Origin of the sequence: Streptomyces sp. NPDC005492 (genome assembly GCF_040605995.1) — a bacterium.
Classification (GTDB): Bacteria; Actinomycetota; Actinomycetes; order Streptomycetales; family Streptomycetaceae; genus Streptomyces.
This window is the reverse complement of sequence record NZ_JBEXDX010000009.1, coordinates 206269-219509: the sequence shown is the minus strand read 5'-3', so window position 1 is coordinate 219509 and position 13241 is coordinate 206269. Positions and strand designations below refer to the sequence as shown.

Sequence of the window (13241 nt, the reverse complement as noted above, 5' to 3'; positions counted from 1 at the left end):
GTACTCAGATGGCGCTCAGGGACTCGCGGGGGTCAGGGCGGCGAAGACGATCACGTTGTCGAGGTAGCCCGTACCGGTACGGGTCCCGCCGCAGGTGATCAGCCGCAGTTCGGGCCGGTTCACATCGCCGTACACCTGGTCCGACGGGAAGTCGGCCTTGGCGACCGTGCGCACCCGGGTGACGGTGAACGTGGCCGTCGTGCCGTTCTCCAGGCCCGCCTCGATCCGGTCCCCCGTGCGCAGCCGCGCGAGGTGACGGAAGACCCCGTCCCCGTACGCGCCGACGGTCACATGCCCGAGGATCACCGACGGCCCCCTCTGGCCGGGCGTCGGCGAGTTCCGGTACCAGCCCGCCCGGTCGTGCGCCGCGATCGGCGGCACCTGCACGGTGCCGTCCGAGGCCAGCCCCAGTCCCATGACCGGGGTGTCGACCCCGATGGCCGGGATACGCAGGGTGACCGGGACGGACCGCGCGAGGGTGTGCGCCGCCTTGGCGCCAGCTCCCGTGGAGGGTGTCGAACTCCCTTGTTCGACAGGGGAGTTCGCGGTCGTGGTGGTCCCGTGGCCGCCACCGCAGCCGGCGAGCAGGGTCGCCGTCGCCGCGGTGACGAAGGCGCGCCGGGAGAGCGAGGTCATGCCCCGGTCGCCCTCCGACGGCGTACGACGACGAAGGCACCGCCGCCGATCACCACCGCGGCGGCTCCCCCGCCGGCCAGCCCGGTCGTCAGGTCGCTGGACGACTTCGACGCCGGGGCGACACCGGTGTCCGGGGCGCCGCTGGGGACGACGGAGACCTGGCCGCTGTCCCGGGTCGGTGCGGCGCTGGGTTCGGCGGTGGGCGCGGTGCTCGCGTCGCGGGTGGGGGCGGCGCTGGGTTCGGCGGTGGGCGCCGTGGACGCGGCGGTGGTGGGGGACGCGGACGCCCCCGCCGCGAACGCGGGCACGGTGCTCGCCAGCACGGCGCCGGCCGCGAGTGCCAGGGCGCTGAGGACAGTTCGGCGCATGAATCGCTCTCTCTCGTCGGCCGCCCCACCGGGGTCCGTCGTCGGACGGTCCGGCAGCGGGGCGGGTCACTGATCGAGCGGAGAGACGAGGCAGCGGGAGGGCGGGTTGTAAAGAGCGGGCAAAGTCGCCGGACGGTCGGCATACCCGCCGAGGCCTCACATGTTGATCATGTGGCCGGCCAGGCCGTGCACCGCTTCCTTCACCGCCTCGCCCAGGGTCGGGTGGGCGTGCACATTGCGGGCGACCTCGTGGACGGTGAGGTCCCACTGCTGGGCGAGGGTGAGTTCGGGGAGGAGTTCGGTGACGTCGGGGCCGATGAGGTGGCCGCCGAGGAGTTCGCCGTACTTCGTGTCGCTGATCAGCTTCACGAAGCCGGTGGTGTCACCGAGGCCGTGCGACTTGCCGTTCGCGGTGAACGGGAACTTCGCGACCTTGATGTCGTGGCCCAACTCCCGTGCCTGCGCCTCGGTGTAGCCGAAGCTGGCGATCTGCGGCTGGCAGTAAGTGGCGCGCGGGATCATCGCGTAGTCCAGCTCCATGGTCTCCGCGTCCGCGAGGGTCTCGGCGGCGATCACGCCCATCGCTTCGGCGGCGTGCGCGAGCATCAGCTTCGCGGTGACGTCGCCGATGGCGTACAGATGCGGGACGGAGGTGCGGCACCGGCCGTCGACGTCGATCGCGCCGCGCTCGGTCAGCCGTACGCCCGTGTTCTCCAGGCCGAAGCCGGTGACGTTCGGCGCGAAGCCGATGGCCTGCAACACCTTGTCGGCTTCCAGGACTTGCTGAGTGCCGTCCTTGCCGGTGACCGTGACGCGGACCTGCGGGCCGGACTCGTCGATCGACTCGACACGGGTGGAGGTGAGGACGTCGATGCCCAACTTGCGGTACTGCTTGGCGAGTTCGGCGGAGACCTCGGCATCCTCCAGGGGCGCGACGCGGTCCAGGAACTCCACGACCGTGACCTTCACACCGTAGTTGTGCAGCACGTACGCGAACTCGATGCCGATGGCACCGGCGCCCGCGATGACGATGGAGCGCGGGAGGTCGTCGGCGAGGATCTGCTCCTCGTACGTCACGACCCGCGCGCTGCGCTTGGTGCCGGGCAGCAGCCTGGGAGTGGCTCCGGTGGCGATGACGCACTGCTCGAAGCCGATGGTGCGCGACTCGCCGTCGTAGCCCGCCACTTGGAGCGTGTGCGGGTCGAGGAAGGTGCCGCGGCCGTCGATCTCCGTGATCTTGTTCTTCTTCATCAGATAGTGGACGCCCTTGACCCGGCCGTCCGCGACCCGGCGGCTACGGCGGAACGCCTCGCCGTAGTCGAAGGAGACCTCCCCCTCGACCTTGATGCCGAAGGTCTTCGCCTCCCGGGTGAAGATGTGCGCCAACTCGGCGTTGCGCAGAAGTGCCTTGGTCGGGATGCAGCCCACGTTCAGACAGACACCGCCCCAGTACTTCTCCTCGACCACCGCGACCCGCTTGCCGAGTTGGGCGGCGCGGACGGCGGCGACGTAGCCACCGGGGCCCGCGCCGAGTACGACGACATCGAACCGCTCGTCCTGCGCGTCCTGCTGGTCCATCGACAGATCCTTTCCCGGGGGAAGTCCACGGCGAGCGACTTCCGGAGATCTCTACGTGTCCAGGATGGCAGTCGCGCCGGCGAGGTCAGACCGTCGCGGGCTCGGGCCGCGGGGCGGCCTTCGGAGTGCCGCGCCGGTACACGTCCTTGAGGTACAGCACGAGGACGGCGCCGAGGAACCACACCGGGAGGATCACCAGGGCGCGGACGAGGCCGTCGTTCTGGAAGCGGGACAGGCCCTGCATCGCGCGGACACCGACGCCGACCGGCAGGATCTCGGAGAGCGGGCGCAGCCAGCCGGGCAGATAGGCCGCGGGCATGATGCCGCCGCTGCTGCTGTTGCCGAGGATCAGCATGAGGATCGAGGCGAGGGTGACACCGGCCGAGCCGAAGATCCGCAGCAGCACCATGGTCGTGGCGGCGACGGCGGCGCCCATGAGCGAGATCACGGCCACGAGGGGCAGGAAGGAGCCGGGCAGCGCGCCGAAGCCCGTGCTGCCCGCGATGGTGGCGATGAGGAGTCCGCCCACGATCCCGAACAGGGCCAGGCTGGCCATCCGCCAGCGGTACTGGAGCCGGGGCGCGAGCTGGTAGGTGGTCATACCGAAGAGGTAGCCGGCGAGGACCAGTCCGAAGGCGGCGTAGAACACGGACAGGCCCCGGGTGTCGCCCGCTGCCGCCGGGGCCACGTCCTCGACGGCGAGTTCATGGTTCTCCGCGTGCGCCACGGTGCCGAAGGCGGTGGTCACGGTCGCGGTGACGGAGGCTCCGTTGGCGCTGCCGTAGAGCAGCTTTCCGTCGCCGAGGTAGGCCGCGTAGACGTCCCGGTCCTGTACGGCGTCCCGGGCGGCGGACTCGTCGGGGTAGGTCTCCACGGTGAAGCCGCCCGGGGCGATGCGCTCCAGATCCTGGCTCAGGTGGGCCTGTGCCGTGCCTATCTCCGTTGTGCCGACGCGGAGTTGATGGGGGCTCGGGGCGTGGAAGGCGGCGAGGTAGACGCTGACGAACACGGAGCCGATCAGCAGGACGACGGCCACGGGGAGCAGGACGGCACGGAGGTTTCCGGGGCCGGGCGGTGGATGGGCCACGTCCAAGGCGTGCTTGTGCGGCTGTCGGGTGGCAACTTGCTGGGACATCGGATGCGGTCCTAGATTAGAAGGCAACTGATAATATTTGTACATCACAATCAGCTGCCTTACAAAGGTGCTCCGAGTGAGCGCTCCGCAGAAGAGGTCCTCCCCGTGAACCATCCCGACCGCCGTACCGGCTACGTGGCCTGGCAGATCGGCCAGATCATGGCGGCCCGGATGGAGCGCGCCCTGCGCCCGCTCCGCCTGACCCTCGCCCAGCACCGGGCCCTGATGCAGGCCGTCCTCGATCCGGGGGTCTCCAGCGCGACCGCGGCCCGCAGGGCGGCGATCACCCCGCAGTCCATGGGAACCGCGGTCAACGGCCTGGTCGAGCGGGGAATGCTGGAGCGCCGCACCACCCCCGGCGACCGCCGCACCCAACGCCTGCACGCCACAGAGGCCGGCATCCGCCTCGCGGCCCAGGCCTCGGACACGGTGGACGCCGCCCACGCCGAGGCCCTCCAGGCGCTGACACCGGCGGAGCAGGAGCAGACCCACGCACTGCTGCTGAAGCTGCTGGCTTCGCTGAATCCTTCGGCGGTTGAGGGTGGGGAGGAGTAAGGGGGCGGGAGCGGGGGTGAGACCGGGGCCCGTGAACGAGGACCGTCAGCCTCCTACAACCCCACGATCGCGTTCCACTCCTTCGAGAACTCCACCCGTTCCGTCGACGTGATGTCCCGCGCGATGGCGAGGTGCTTGCGCATGGTCGTGTCCGGGAAGATCAGGGGGTTCTCGGCGAGGGCCGCGGTGTCCTTGTCCTTGGAGGCGGCGAGGACGTCCTGGGCCGCGGGGACGGGGCAGACGTAGTTGACCCAGGCGGCCAGTTCGGCGGCGACCTCGGGGTCGTAGTAGTAGTCGATCAGCTTTTCGGCGTTGGTCTTGTGGCGGGCCAGGTCGGGGATCATCAGGGAGTCCGCCCAGAGTTCGGCGCCCTGCTCGGGGACGACGAAGCGGATGTCCGGGTTGTCGGCCTGGAGCTGGATGACGTCGCCGGAGTAGGCCTGGCAGGCCAGGACGTCGCCGCTGACGAGGTCCTTGGTGTAGTCGTTGCCGGTGAAGCGGCGTATCTGCTTTCTGCTGATCTGCGTCCGCACCTGGTCGCACACCTTGTGGAAGTCGTCCGCGGTCCACTGGGTGATGTCGACGCCGTTGCCCTGCATCAGCAGCGCGAAGGCCTCGTCCAGGCCGGAGAGCAGGGTGACCCGGCCCTTCAGGTCGCTCGCCCACAGGTCGGAGACCGAACGGATCTCACGGCCGAGCTTGCGGTGGTTGTACGCGATGCCGGTGATGCCCGACTGCCACGGCACCGTGTACCGGCGGCCCGGGTCGAAGGCGGGCGAACCGAGCTGCGGGTCGAGGTACTTCGCCACGTTGGGCTGCGCCGCCCGGTCCATCCGCTGGACCCAGCCGAGGCGGACGAACCGCGCGCACATCCAGTCGCTCATGACGATCAGGTCGCGGCCGGTCTGCTGGTGGTTCATGAGGGCCGGGCTGATCTTGCCGAAGAACTCGTCGTTGTCGTTGATCTCCTCGATGTAGTCGACGGAGATCCCGGTGCGCTTCTCGAAGGCGTCCAGCGTGGGCCGCTTCGTCTCGTCGTTGTCATCGGTGTCGATGTACAGCGGCCAGTTCGCCCAGGTCAGCCGCTTGTCCGTGGCGGACAGATCGGCACCGGCCCGGTCCCCGGCCTTCACATACGCGGCGGGCACACCGCACCCGGCCAGGGCACCGAGCGCGGCGGTGCCGCCGAGCGCGCGCAGCAGGGAGCGTCGGGAGGGGGAGTACGACTTCGGAGCCTTCGGAGTCTGGGGCACCCGCGCAGCATGGCGTGCCCACCCCGGTCCGATCAATGGACGCTGCGTCGAGCGCGCTCCCATGGACCCGACACCTTGTCGATCGGTTGCCTGTGAAGTAACCGCCCGTTCACACGAACGTGCGCGAGGCGGGGCGAGGCGCCTGCCGGGGAGGGCCGCACAACAGGCCCTGGGCGTACCGGGACAGGTCCACCAACCTCACCCTCCCCCGACTCTTCAACAACACGCCCAACCACCCAGTCCAGGCAACACCGCGGCCCCGAAAGGAAGTTCACCCCACCCGGGGCCGCACCAAACCCGCTCAACCGCCGGAGGCCTACGCGTCGAGCGAAGTCATCACATGCTTGATCCGCGTGTAGTCCTCGAAGCCGTAGCCCGAAAGGTCCTTGCCGTAGCCGGACTTCTTGAAGCCGCCGTGGGGCATCTCCGCGACCAGCGGGATGTGGGTGTTGATCCAGACGCAGCCGAAGTCGAGGGACTTGGACAGCCGCATCGCGCGGGCGTGGTCCTTCGTCCACACCGAGGAGGCGAGGGCGTAGTCGACGCCGTTGGCCCACTCGATGGCCTGGGTCTCGTCCGTGAACGACTGGACGGTGATGACCGGCCCGAACACCTCGTTCTGGATGATCTCGTCGTCCTGCTTGAGGCCGGAGACGACCGTCGGGGCGTAGAAGTAGCCCTTCTCGCCGACCCGGTGGCCGCCGGACTCCACCTTCGCGTGCGCGGGCAGCCGCTCGATGAAGCCGGTCACCTGCTTGAGCTGGTTGGGGTTGTTCAGCGGCCCGTACAGCACGTCCTCGTCGTCCGGCTGCCCGGTCTTCGTCTCGGCAGCCGCCTTCGCCAGCGCGGCCACGAACTCGTCGTGGATCGACTCCTGGACCAGGACCCGCGTCGCCGCCGTACAGTCCTGCCCGGCGTTGAAGAAGCCCGCGACCGAGATGTCCTCGACGGCCTTGGCGATGTCGGTGTCCTCGAAGACCACGACCGGGGCCTTGCCGCCCAGCTCCAGGTGGACCCGCTTGAGGTCCTTGGACGCGGACTCGGCGACCGACATGCCGGCCCGCACCGAGCCGGTGATGGAGGCCATCGCCGGGATGTGGTGCTCGACCATCGCGCGGCCGGTGTCGCGGTCGCCGCACACCACGTTGAAGACGCCCTTGGGCACGATCGAACCGATGATCTCGGCGATCAGGACGGTGGAGGCGGGGGTGGTGTCCGAGGGCTTGAGGACGACCGTGTTGCCGGCCGCGAGCGCGGGGGCGAACTTCCAGACGGCCATCATCATCGGGTAGTTCCACGGCGCGACCTGCGCGCAGACGCCGATCGGCTCGCGCCGGACGATGGAGGTCAGGCCCTCCATGTACTCGCCGGCCGAGCGGCCCTCCAGCATCCGGGCCGCGCCCGCGAAGAAGCGGATCTGGTCGACCATCGGCGGGATTTCCTCGGAGCGGGTGAGCCCGATCGGCTTGCCGGTGTTCTCCACCTCGGCCGCGATCAGTTCCTCGGCGCGCTCCTCGAACGCGGCGGCGATGTCCAGGAGGTACTTCTGCCGCTTGGCCGGGGTCTCGTCCCGCCAGGCCGGGAAGGCCGCCGCGGCCGCCGTCATCGCGGCGTCCACGTCCGCCGCCCCCGACAGCGGCGCGGTCGCGTACGCCTCCCCCGTCGCCGGGTTGACCACCTCGGTGGTCCGTCCGTCGGCGGCGTCCCGGAACTCACCGTCGATGTAATTGCGCAGACGACGCAGCTCGGTGCTCACTGCCGGCCCTCCAAGTTCGGGTGTCCATTGACTGAGACACCCACAGTAATCCGTGATCCCACGTTTTCAACACCCCCGGTCGCACCGGCGCTGCGAAATCCGCAAGTCTTGGCCACGTAAACAACGAATTTCATCGAAGCGGCCTTGCGGAACGGTCGAGACGTCGTGCACAGTGAAGCCGTGGCCAGTCGCAGCGCAGAACACAGGGACTCCCGCGAGTCCAGGAGCGGGACTCCTCATCTGGATTCCGTCTCCCTCGCCATCATCGAACAGCTCCAGGAGGACGGCCGCCGGCCGTACGCCGCCATCGGCAAGGCCGTCGGCCTCTCCGAGGCGGCCGTGCGTCAGCGCGTCCAGAAGCTGCTCGACCAGGGCGTCATGCAGATCGTCGCCGTCACGGACCCGCTCACCGTGGGTTTCCGCAGGCAGGCGATGGTCGGTGTCACCGTCGAGGGCGATGTCGAGAACGTGGCGGACGCGCTGACGGCCATGCCGGAAGTGGAGTACGTGGTGATGACCGCGGGCTCGTACGACCTCCTCGCCGAGATCGTCTGCGAGGACGACGACCACCTGCTGGACGTCATCAACAAACGCATCCGGGCCCTGCCCGGCGTGCGCTCCACCGAGAGCTTCGTCTATCTGAAGCTCAAGAAGCAGACCTACATGTGGGGAACCCGATAACCGTGAGCAAGGACCTCAGCCGCACCGCGTACGACCACCTGTGGATGCACTTCACCCGCATGTCCTCGTACGAGAACGCGCCCGTTCCCACGATCGTCCGTGGTGAGGGCACCTACATCTACGACGACAAGGGCAAGCGCTACCTCGACGGTCTCGCAGGTCTGTTCGTGGTCCAGGCCGGTCACGGCCGCGCCGAGCTGGCAGAGACGGCGGCCAAGCAGGCGCAGGAACTGGCCTTCTTCCCCATCTGGTCGTACGCCCACCCGAAGGCCGTCGAGCTGGCGGAGCGTCTCGCCCACCACGCGCCCGGCGACCTGAACAAGGTCTTCTTCACCACCGGCGGCGGCGAGGCGGTCGAGACCGCCTGGAAGCTCGCCAAGCAGTACTTCAAGCTCCAGGGCAAGCCCACCAAGTACAAGGTCATCTCCCGCGCGGTCGCTTACCACGGCACCCCGCAGGGCGCCCTGTCGATCACCGGACTCCCCGCCCTGAAGGCCCCGTTCGAGCCGCTCGTCCCGGGCGCGCACAAGGTCCCCAACACCAACATCTACCGCGCCCCGCTCTTCGGCGACGACCCGGAGGCCTTCGGCCGCTGGGCCGCCGACCAGATCGAGCAGCAGATCCTCTTCGAGGGCCCGGAGACGGTCGCGGCCGTGTTCCTGGAGCCGGTGCAGAACGCCGGCGGCTGCTTCCCGCCGCCGCCCGGCTACTTCCAGCGGGTGCGCGAGATCTGCGACCAGTACGACGTGCTGCTCGTGTCGGACGAGGTCATCTGCGCCTTCGGCCGCCTGGGCACGATGTTCGCCTGCGACAAGTTCGACTACGTACCGGACATGATCACCTGCGCCAAGGGCATGACCTCGGGCTACTCCCCGATCGGCGCCTGCATCATCTCCGACCGCCTGGCCGAGCCGTTCTACAAGGGCGACAACACCTTCCTGCACGGTTACACCTTCGGCGGCCACCCGGTCTCCGCGGCGGTCGGCCTCGCCAACCTCGACATCTTCGAGCGCGAGGGCCTCAACCAGCACGTCCTCGACAACGAGGCCAACTTCCTGCAGACCCTGCAGAAGCTGCACGACCTCCCGATCGTCGGCGACGTCCGCGGCAACGGCTTCTTCTACGGCATCGAGCTGGTCAAGGACAAGGCCACCAAGGAGACCTTCACGGACGAGGAGTCGGAGCGCGTGCTCTACGGCTTCGTCTCCAAGAAGCTCTTCGAGTACGGCCTCTACTGCCGTGCCGACGACCGCGGCGACCCGGTCATCCAGCTCTCGCCGCCGCTGATCTCCGACCAGTCGACCTTCGACGAGATCGAGTCGATCGTCCGCCAGGTGCTGACGGAGGCCTGGACCAAGCTCTGACCCTTCCGGAGTCCCGAAGCTCCGATCTTCCTTCTGGATGATCAACACCGGCCCCGGCGCCGCCGTTCGAGTGAGAAACGGCGGCCCGGGGCCGTGTGCTGTCCGGGCTCCCGCCGACCGCTCCTTAGCGTGCCAGTGACCGATCGGCCCTGTCTTCGTTCCCCCGCTTGGGGGATGCGGCACGGGAAAACGGATCTGAACGAGGTGTACGCGCATGGTGGCCCCGCCGGACAACGACGTGCTCTGGGCACGTGCCCTGCACTTCCAGCACCACGACGGAACGCCCGCCCTCGGCGGCGTCTCGCTCGGTGTCCGGGAGGGCGAGATCCTCGCCGTCAGCGGCCCGCGCGGCAGCGGCAAGACGACCCTGCTGAGATGCCTCTCCGGTCTGGAGCGCCCGGGTCGCGGCGAGGTCTGGTTCAACAGCGTGCCCGTGCACACCATGGGCCCGCTCACCCGGGAACGGCTGCGCCGCGACCGCTTCGGCTGGATCGACCCGGCGCCGGTGCTCGTCCCGGAGCTGAACGCCTGGGAGAACGCGGCCCTCCCCCTGATGCTGCGCGGCACCAGCCGCCGTCGCGCCAAGACCGCCGCCCTGGAGTGGCTGGAGCGCCTCGACATCGGCGAGCACGCGCGCAAACGCCCGCACGAACTGCGCCAGGCGGAGCGCCAGCGGGTCTCGATCGCCCGTGCGCTGGCCCCGGCGCCGACGGTCCTGTTCGCCGACGAGCCGACGGCCCCGCTGCACCGCGCGGACCGCGCCCACGTCCTGCGCACGCTCACGACCGCCGCCCGCTCGCACGGCATCACGGTCCTGCTCGCGACCCACGAGGCGGAGACCGCGGCCCTGGCGGACCGCACGGTGTCGCTCCTGGACGGACGCCGGGTGAACACGGTTCACCTTCCCCCGGTCACCGAGGCGGAAGGCCGGGCCGCGTGCTCGCTCTCCGTCTGACCCGCGGCTCGCACCCCGCCGTCCAACTCCGCCGCCTGCTGGTCGCGGTGGCCTCGGCGGGCACGGGCTTCCTGCTGCTGTGCACCCTCGGCTACGCGATGGGCCACCCCGACTCCCCCGCCGCCGCGGCCCTCCGACTGGCCTGGTGCGCGACCCCGCTGGCCGCCACCGTCTACTTCGCGGTCGCCGTCGCCCGCACCGACCCGGCGACGAAACCCCGCCCAGGCCTCTCCGCGATCGGCCTCGGCCCGGGCCGCCTGATGGCCATCTCGGCGACGACGACCGCGCTGGCCTGCGCCCTCGGCTCCATGCTGGCGCTGCTCTTCTTCCTCCACCTGCGCGGCGACCTCACCGGCATGCCCTTCGACGGAGCGGCGGCGGAGTTCCTGGCCTCGGACCAGCCGCTGCCCCTACCGGCCGCGCTGACCCTGCTGTCCCTCGTACCGCTGACCGCGTCCATCGCGGTGGCCCTCGTCCTACGACCCCGGGACATCCGGCCCGCCTCCGAGAAGGGCCCGGCGAGGTCGTACGGCCGCTTCGGCGTGCAGGGCCGCCCGGGCGCGCGCGAGACCTTCGGGGCGTACGGCCGCTTCGGCGCGCGCCTGCGCGGCGATGCCCGCCGTGACGCGACGGAGGACGCCGAGCCCGCCGAGCAGCCCGAGCCCACCACCGCCCCGGACCCGGACCCCTCGCGCCCTCCGGCCCCCCGTGAGGCCCCTCGCGGGCTCCCCTGGGGTGTCGCGGTGCTGGCGGCGGGGCTCGCCGTGGAGGCGTACGCGAACCGGGAGCGGGACGGCGGTGGGCTGTCCCTGCCCGGCGGACTCGCCCATGGACCCGCGAGTGTCCTGGCCGGCTGGGTGCTGACCGCGATCGGGCTGGCGCTGGCAGGACCCGGGCTCACCCACCTGTGCGGCCGGCTGCTCCAGTCCGCCGGCCCGGGCGCGCTGCGGCTGCTCGCCGGGCGGGTGCTGATGGAGGAGGCGTCCCGCATCGGACGTCCGCTGGGCGTGGTCTGCGCGGTGGCGTCCGGCGCGTTCGCGATGACGGCGCTCTACGACCCGAACGCCCCCTCCTTCGGCCCGCTGACCACCCTCGGCGGACTCCTGGTCACCGGCTGCACGGTGGCGACCCTGCTCACCGCGGCCGTGGAGGCCAAGCACGCCCGCGCCGACACCACGGCCGCGCTGCTCCGCCTCGGTGCCCCCGCCACCATGCTGCGCAGCGCGGCGGCCCTGCGCGCGGGCGCGCTGCTCGCGCTGTTCCTCCCGCTGACCCTGTTCGTGGCCGAGCTGGCGGCACTGCCGCTGGCCGGCCGATGAGTTTCGCGCGGACCATCGGTCTACCCACCGAACAGCACGCACCCCGATGGGAGAGACCTCACATGTACCAGCAGATGATCTTCGTGAACCTGGCCACCAACGACGTCGACGCGTCGAAGAAGTTCTTCACGGAGCTGGGCTACACGATCAACCCGCAATTCAGCACGGACGACTGCGCCTGTGTCGTGATCAGCGACACCATCATCGCGATGTTCCTCAGCAAGCAGCGCTACTCCGACTTCACGAAGAAGGAGATCGCGGACTCGACGAAGACCAGCGAGGTGCTGGTCTGTCTGAGCGCCGAGAGCCGCGAGAAGGTCGACGAGCTGGTGAACAAGGCGGTCGCCGCGGGCGGCACCGCCAACGACGACGTCCAGGACCAGGGCTTCATGTACGGCCGTTCCTTCGAGGACCTCGACGGCCACTCCTGGGAGGTCGTGTGGATGGACCCGGCGGCGGTCCAGGGCTGAGGCAGCCGGTGCCTAGCATGGGCGCGTGCAGACGAGCCCGGCCCATGCGGCCCCCCACGACGAACGCGAGATCGAGACGGTCGAGGACTTCGACGCGACCGTCTCGGCTCGCGGCACCCTCGCCGGACACCGCGTCCAGGCCGTCGATCTGACGGACCGTACGCGGGAGTTGCTCACCACGGACACCGCGGGCGCCGTCTTCCTCGGGTGCCCGATGCGCGACGAGGCGGCCGCGAAGATCCGTGCCGACGGCGCCCTGGTCTTCCCGCCCGTCCCGCACCTGCCGTTCGACCCCTATCGCGGCCATCTCTACACGCCCACCGAGCTGTTCGCCTCGCTCGACAAGGGCTACGAGCAGACCCCGGACGCGCTCGCCTACGCCTGGTTCCAGCGGACCAAGGCGGACGGCGACATATACGCCTCGATGCTGCGCGCGATCCACGACGACTCCATCTCCGACGCACTCGACGAACTCCTGCGCGGGGCACGGGTGGTGGGCGTGATGGGCGGCCACGCGATGGCACGCGGGACGGAGGCCTACGCCGGTGCCGCGCGCCTGGGCCGCGAGTTGAGCCGCGCCGGATTCACCGTGGCGACCGGCGGCGGCCCCGGCGCGATGGAGGCCGCGAACCTGGGCGCGTACGCGGCGCCGTACGAGGACGCCATGCTGGAGAAGGCGTGCGAACTCCTCGCCGCCTCGCCGTCGTTCAGCCCCTCGATCACCGACTGGGCCCAGCGCTCCTTCGAGGTCCGCACCCGCTGGCCCAAGGGCAACCACTCGATCGGCATCCCCACCTGGTTCTACGGCCATGAGCCGCCGAACGCCTTCGCCTCGCACATCGCCAAGTACTTCGCCAACGCCACCCGCGAGGACGGCCTGTTGGCCCGCTCGAACGCGGGTGTGGTGTTTCTGCCGGGCGCGGCCGGGACCGTACAGGAGATCTTCGACAACGCGACGCCGAACTACTACGAGTCGCGCGGCGAGCCCACGCCGATGGTTCTGGTGGACCGGGAGCACTGGACGGAACGGCTGCCAACGTGGCCACTGCTGCGTGCACTTGCCCGGGAACGGTCGATGGAGAGCCGTATCGCCCTCGTTGACCGGATCGAGGAGGCTCCCGAGGCGCTGAAACGTCTCGCTGATTAAAGTGCCGGTAAAGGCAACTGCTGT

At 70.0% G+C, this 13241-nt stretch carries 13 protein-coding genes; 7 read left to right on the top strand and 6 right to left on the bottom strand.

From position 1 onward, the window contains the following. Nucleotides 1-15: 15 nt before the first annotated feature. From ABZT04_RS15735 to ABZT04_RS15720, 4 genes are all read right to left on the bottom strand, one after another. A complete protein-coding gene (locus tag ABZT04_RS15735; protein ID WP_356056775.1) occupies nucleotides 16-636 on the bottom strand; it encodes a class F sortase in 621 nt (206 codons plus the stop codon). Continuing rightward, entirely contained in the window at nucleotides 633-1004 is a 372-nt protein-coding gene (locus ABZT04_RS15730; RefSeq protein ID WP_356056774.1) for a sortase-dependent protein, read from the bottom strand. The genes ABZT04_RS15735 and ABZT04_RS15730 overlap by 4 nt, the downstream gene beginning before the upstream one ends. Before the next feature lie 156 nt (nucleotides 1005-1160). Beyond that, entirely contained in the window at nucleotides 1161-2582 is a 1422-nt protein-coding gene (lpdA, locus tag ABZT04_RS15725) for a dihydrolipoyl dehydrogenase (protein WP_356056773.1), read from the bottom strand. A gap of 85 nt (nucleotides 2583-2667) precedes the next feature. Beyond that, the gene (locus ABZT04_RS15720; RefSeq protein WP_356056772.1) at nucleotides 2668-3717 is read right to left on the bottom strand and encodes an ABC transporter permease; all 1050 of its coding nucleotides are present in this window, start codon (nucleotides 3715-3717) and stop codon (nucleotides 2668-2670) included. A gap of 105 nt (nucleotides 3718-3822) precedes the next feature. Between ABZT04_RS15720 and ABZT04_RS15715 the strand changes: the two genes are divergently transcribed. Beyond that, on the top strand, nucleotides 3823-4272 hold the full coding sequence (locus ABZT04_RS15715) for a MarR family transcriptional regulator (RefSeq protein WP_356056771.1): 450 nt from the start codon (nucleotides 3823-3825) through the stop codon (nucleotides 4270-4272). A 53-nt stretch (nucleotides 4273-4325) separates the two neighbouring features. On the opposite strand, the gene ABZT04_RS15710 is transcribed toward ABZT04_RS15715, so the two are convergent. After that, nucleotides 4326-5525, bottom strand: coding sequence for an extracellular solute-binding protein (locus tag ABZT04_RS15710; RefSeq protein WP_356056770.1), 1200 nt, complete (start codon nucleotides 5523-5525; stop codon nucleotides 4326-4328). 316 nt (nucleotides 5526-5841) lie between these two features. Then, nucleotides 5842-7281 carry a gamma-aminobutyraldehyde dehydrogenase gene (locus tag ABZT04_RS15705; protein ID WP_356056769.1) on the bottom strand — a complete coding sequence of 480 codons (1440 nt, stop codon included), beginning with the start codon at nucleotides 7279-7281 and terminating at the stop codon, nucleotides 5842-5844. A gap of 165 nt (nucleotides 7282-7446) precedes the next feature. On the opposite strand from ABZT04_RS15705, the gene ABZT04_RS15700 reads away from it, so the two are divergent. From ABZT04_RS15700 to ABZT04_RS15675, 6 genes are all read left to right on the top strand, one after another. Then, the gene (locus ABZT04_RS15700) at nucleotides 7447-7962 is read left to right on the top strand and encodes an Lrp/AsnC family transcriptional regulator (protein WP_356056768.1); all 516 of its coding nucleotides are present in this window, start codon (nucleotides 7447-7449) and stop codon (nucleotides 7960-7962) included. Beyond that, entirely contained in the window at nucleotides 7947-9326 is a 1380-nt protein-coding gene (locus ABZT04_RS15695) for an aspartate aminotransferase family protein (RefSeq protein WP_356056766.1), read from the top strand. The genes ABZT04_RS15700 and ABZT04_RS15695 overlap by 16 nt, the downstream gene beginning before the upstream one ends. A 214-nt stretch (nucleotides 9327-9540) precedes the next feature. Next, complete coding sequence (locus ABZT04_RS15690) at nucleotides 9541-10281, top strand: ATP-binding cassette domain-containing protein (RefSeq protein WP_356056765.1); 741 nt, start codon at nucleotides 9541-9543, stop codon at nucleotides 10279-10281. Continuing rightward, nucleotides 10263-11600, top strand: coding sequence for a hypothetical protein (locus tag ABZT04_RS15685; RefSeq protein ID WP_356056764.1), 1338 nt, complete (start codon nucleotides 10263-10265; stop codon nucleotides 11598-11600). The genes ABZT04_RS15690 and ABZT04_RS15685 overlap by 19 nt, the downstream gene beginning before the upstream one ends. A 62-nt stretch (nucleotides 11601-11662) precedes the next feature. Next, on the top strand, nucleotides 11663-12070 hold the full coding sequence (locus ABZT04_RS15680; RefSeq protein WP_355919302.1) for a VOC family protein: 408 nt from the start codon (nucleotides 11663-11665) through the stop codon (nucleotides 12068-12070). A gap of 25 nt (nucleotides 12071-12095) precedes the next feature. After that, nucleotides 12096-13217, top strand: coding sequence for an LOG family protein (locus ABZT04_RS15675; protein WP_356056762.1), 1122 nt, complete (start codon nucleotides 12096-12098; stop codon nucleotides 13215-13217). Nucleotides 13218-13241: the final 24 nt, after the last annotated feature.

What these genes read in the sequence shown, in the direction of transcription:
- ABZT04_RS15690 (WP_356056765.1), top strand. Translation starts at nt 9,541, where the DNA reads ATGGTGGCCCCGCCGGACAACGACGTGCTCTGGGCACGTGCCCTGCAC.
- ABZT04_RS15680 (WP_355919302.1), top strand. Translation starts at nt 11,663, where the DNA reads ATGTACCAGCAGATGATCTTCGTGAACCTGGCCACCAACGACGTCGAC.
- ABZT04_RS15720 (WP_356056772.1), bottom strand. Translation starts at nt 3,717, where the DNA reads ATGTCCCAGCAAGTTGCCACCCGACAGCCGCACAAGCACGCCTTGGAC.
- lpdA (WP_356056773.1), bottom strand. Translation starts at nt 2,582, where the DNA reads ATGGACCAGCAGGACGCGCAGGACGAGCGGTTCGATGTCGTCGTACTC.
- ABZT04_RS15730 (WP_356056774.1), bottom strand. Translation starts at nt 1,004, where the DNA reads ATGCGCCGAACTGTCCTCAGCGCCCTGGCACTCGCGGCCGGCGCCGTG.
- ABZT04_RS15735 (WP_356056775.1), bottom strand. Translation starts at nt 636, where the DNA reads ATGACCTCGCTCTCCCGGCGCGCCTTCGTCACCGCGGCGACGGCGACC.